The sequence below is a fragment of the Burkholderia sp. Bp8963 genome (genome assembly GCF_003854275.1).
GTDB lineage: Bacteria > Pseudomonadota > Gammaproteobacteria > Burkholderiales > Burkholderiaceae > Burkholderia.
This window is the reverse complement of the sequence record NZ_QTQP01000112.1, coordinates 1-4,009: the sequence shown is the minus strand read 5'-3', so window position 1 is coordinate 4,009 and position 4,009 is coordinate 1. Positions and strand designations below refer to the sequence as shown.

At 58.4% G+C, this 4,009-nt stretch carries 3 protein-coding genes; all 3 read left to right on the top strand.

Annotated features, from left to right (window positions below):
- On the top strand, nucleotides 1-613 hold a 613-nt coding region (locus DID96_RS39480), incomplete at its 5' end, for a bacteriophage T4 gp5 trimerisation domain-containing protein (RefSeq protein ID WP_409333852.1).
- Nucleotides 576-1,487 carry a DUF4123 domain-containing protein gene (locus tag DID96_RS37330; protein ID WP_124604291.1) on the top strand — a complete coding sequence of 304 codons (912 nt, stop codon included), beginning with the start codon at nucleotides 576-578 and terminating at the stop codon, nucleotides 1,485-1,487. The genes DID96_RS39480 and DID96_RS37330, both read left to right, overlap by 38 nt.
- Nucleotides 1,484-3,835: a hypothetical protein gene (locus DID96_RS37325; protein WP_124604289.1), complete on the top strand. Its 2,352-nt coding sequence runs from the start codon at nucleotides 1,484-1,486 to the stop codon at nucleotides 3,833-3,835. The genes DID96_RS37330 and DID96_RS37325 overlap by 4 nt, the downstream gene beginning before the upstream one ends.
- Nucleotides 3,836-4,009: the final 174 nt, after the last annotated feature.

Sequence of the window (4,009 nt, the reverse complement as noted above, 5' to 3'; positions counted from 1 at the left end):
AGGCTTCAACGAACTGCGCTTCGAGGACGAGGCCGGGCAGGAGGAAGTCTACGTCCACGCCCAGAGGGATCAGAACATCCACGTCAACCATGACGAGACCACCTTTGTCGGCAATGACCGCAGCGAGCGTGTCGAGAACGATGAGCAGATCCATATTGGCCGCAATCGCCACCTGAGCGTAAAGGGCGACAACGCGATTCAGGTCGAGGACGCCTCATCGTTGTTGATGGTCGGGAAGCGCACCATCGAAGCGCAAGCTGACGACGCCCTGCAAGTCAACGGCAACCGCTCCACCGATGTCAGCGGCAACTTCCTCATGCGTGGTGGCCGGCGCGTCCAACTGCAGGCCGGCGACCAACTCATCGTCGACGGCGGTATCAGCCTCAGCCTGCAAGCGGGCGGCCATGCGATTCGGATTGACCCGAGCGGCATCTACAGCAGCGTTCCCATCCGCCTGGGTGCGACGCCGCAACCCCCAATACCGCTGGCGCCTGTGGCGTTGGCCCTGGCCCCGGATGAGTACGTACGTGCTGCCAAGGAAGGCGCCTTGCTGATTTCTCCAACCTGCGAGTTCGATGATGATGGACGCTGCCAAATTCACCTTGGCCACTGAACGTCTGCCCGGCCTGAGCCAGCACCCTGACATGCCGGTAGATCTGGGGCACCCGGGTCACTGTCTGTTGTTGGATGCGGCTCTGGACGACACCCTGCTGGAAGCACTCTATGCCGAGCGCGATGCCGACGGCTGGGCGGTCGAATCTCTCTACCTCGGCACGCCGTTACGGCCATTGGCTAGCGTGGGCCCGCAACTGGTACGCGTCTGGTGGGGCAGTCGGGTGATCGGCGAGCTGTTGAACCGCATGGAGCGCGAACCGTTGGGCATCGCCCTGTTTCCCGTTCCGGAGCTCTCTTGGGAAGCTTTGTGCGACCACTGTCGCAACTGGCTCAGCGTCCCCGGTGCCAACGCCACGCCCCTGCAATTGCGCTGGTTCAATCCACGGTGGATACGCGCTTTGCTCACCGCCCTCACCTCGGTTCAACGACAAGCCCTGGCCGGCCCTTGGCAAACACTGGCTTGGCATGGCGTGGCGGGCTGGAGCAGTTGGTCGCCCGACACCATGCCGGGCGACACCAAGTTGCCATCGGCACCGGTATTCGACGACGCGCTGCTGGCGCGCCTTGACGCCGAGCGTCTGCGGGACACCGCCGTGCAACTGGCCCTGGACTACCACGAAATGTTGACCTTGACGCAGGACGGTCCCGACGGCCCCGAGCGCTATGTGTATGACACCCTGACCTCGGCCCACCACTACGGATTCACCCAGCAGGCATTGCAGGAGCGCTGGCTACGACTCGCCATTCTCCATGGCGACGACTTCTACCGACGATCGCCGGAAGCCGAAGCGCTGCTGACCGACGCCAACTACCTGCACAGCGACAGGCTGGCGATGCTGGAAACCCTCTATCAGAAAGGAACCACCGCATGAACAGCGAAGTGACTCTGCCGCCGCCCAAGCATGCCGACAGTGTGGTGGACAACAAAGCCGCCTGTACGCCGCGCTGTGTCGAACCCATGGCCGACATCGTCCACATCACCGGGGATCGCGACACCTACTACGTGCTGACGGAGAAGCAGCGAGCGGAACTCATGAAGCACATCGACAAGGTCGATGCGCTCATGAAGAAATTTCGCAAAATCATCGCCGATGCCGCAAAGGAAGCGAAACCCAAGTCCTGCGAAGTCATATCCGGGAAAGGCAGCGAAAACACCTGCCCTTGCGTGGCATGCCGCAAGCTCCGTTGGGCAAAAGAAGCCGAAGCGGCCGGCCTCCTCGCGCTAAAAGACGTTACCCCGGCATCTGAGCTGGCGCGTATTGAAACGAGCGAGGACATCCAAGGGCGAATTTCTCAGCTTAAAGAACAGCGACAGGAATTCGCTGAATTGTGCAAAGCGTGGAACCTCGATAGCAGCATCAACTGCAAGATCGGCAAGCGCATGCCCACCACCATTGATGCTGAGATCGAGGTGCTCAAGCGGCCGCTGCCCCCTGTAGAAAAAGATACGGATACCACCGCATCCGGCACGACCCCATCGGTCAGCGAAGGCGGGCGCGTGCATCGGCATAGGAGCACCACCCTGGCCGCAAATCGCAACGGCGTTGCGGAAATCATCGTGATCAGTCGACCCGATAGGCACTATTACATCTCTCAACGCTATGTCTCGACTGTGCACAACAGCTACCGTGTTGAGGTGGCTGGCGTGCTCGACGCCCCCCGCCCGCTGAGCGACGGCGATTTGCGTGCCCGCGGCAAGCAATTGCTCACAAAAATCCGCGAGAAGGTCGCAAGAGGACTCAATGAAGACAGTGCCAAGCCGCTTGGTAATTTGGAGGCGAAGCTTGTCACTTGGCCGGCGAAAGAAAACTGCGCAGTCAATGCCTTGCATCGGGAGGTCATTAACTGGAGTTCAGACAGAAGCGACGATGCCCCCTATGCCGCCAATGCTGAGGCCCATCTGTTGCGCTTTGCCGCGCAGGCCAGTGCTGGATTCTCTGGGTTTAATCCCAAGGAGGGTGAAATATCTGTTGGCGTGAAGGCGCAGGCGAGCTTCGCGTTGGCCGAAGGAAAGGTCAGCCTGGAGCGTTACATACCTGATCAGGACGGGTACGACTGCTTCTTCTCCTACCGCAATGCCGAGGGCAAGGTTATCTACCATCGGTTTGGCGCCTTTCGCATGAAGGGCGCACTCGAACTCAGTTGCTTTGTGGGTGCGGTCGGCACTGCTGCTGCCACTGCTGGGGCTAAGTGGAAAAGCAGTCCTTCCGGCGCCAGCGCGATGCTGACGTCTCCGGAGCTTTCCAGTCGCGGTGGCGCAGTCAAGCTGCAGGGAAGTGCTTTCGCCGGGGCTCAGGCAGGTGGTGCGCTATTGGGGGCGTTCCAATGGATAGCTCCCGAGGATCAGCACCGCCCGGATGCAAATTGGTCAGATCTGCTTACGGTCAAGGGTGAAGGGAACGTGGCATTGGGCGCAGGCGGCGAACTTGATTTCCAGATCATGTTGAGCGGCGGACGCCTGTACTTCCATCTAAAGGCGCAAGTGGTGTTGGGGCCAGGAGCGGCTGGCGGCTTCGGAACCATGGTTGATCTTGAAAAGGCTGCGGGGTTAATCATGGTGGTCTATCGCAACCTGAGCAGTATCGATTACCGGTATCTCTTGAGTATTAACGAAGGAGCTTTTGATCTATTTTCCAAAATTGTCACAAAGACCATGAGCTCTCCCGGAGCTACTGTCGAAACGATATTGGCAGAGGGGTTGGAGTCCATTCAAGATTGGTGGAACACCCGAAAAGCACGTCTCGCCATGGCGCAGGGCCTCGCCAAACGAATACTTGAAGGGCGACCTCTGGAGTTACATGGCAATAAAATAGCAATCAATGAACTTCCACCCGAAGTGATTGGTCCAGCGTTGTACATATTAGGCGAGGATTTTAAGTTTAGTTTCAGTGGAGATCGAGAAAAAGCCATTATCAAGCTATTGCGCTGCGTGCGCACATGGCGACATTTCTTCTTAACCCTTGAACGCATTACACAAACAGGTCAACGAAATTCTGCGATGGAAGGCCTGAATTACCTCCGACAATTCCTATCACCAAATCAAACGATGGAATTTTCCAAGTTTATCGATACGCTGGCTGCCTCGACTAGTCAAACACCGGTTAATACGCAGTTGGCGATGATCCCTTGGAACTTTGCTCTGCCTAATGACAAATATGAAGTATTGATGGCTGCCCGCAAAAACTGGCCTGGCTCGGGCGGCCCGACCATGACCGCCTAAACACCAAGGAACTCTTGCAAATGTATCGTCTGTCCATATCACTGACCGCCCTGCTCGCCATCAGCGCCTGCCACGCCTCGCCCGTGACCAGCAAGAGCCTGAGCACCGCCCAGGTCAAGGCCATCGAGCAACGTATCGAACAGCGCTATGCGCCGCAGCCGGCCAGCGAGCGTC

Bases quoted from the DNA above. Each gene is read 5' to 3' on its own strand.
- DID96_RS37330 (WP_124604291.1), top strand. From the start codon at position 576: ATGATGATGGACGCTGCCAAATTCACCTTGGCCACTGAACGTCTGCCC.
- DID96_RS37325 (WP_124604289.1), top strand. From the start codon at position 1,484: ATGAACAGCGAAGTGACTCTGCCGCCGCCCAAGCATGCCGACAGTGTG.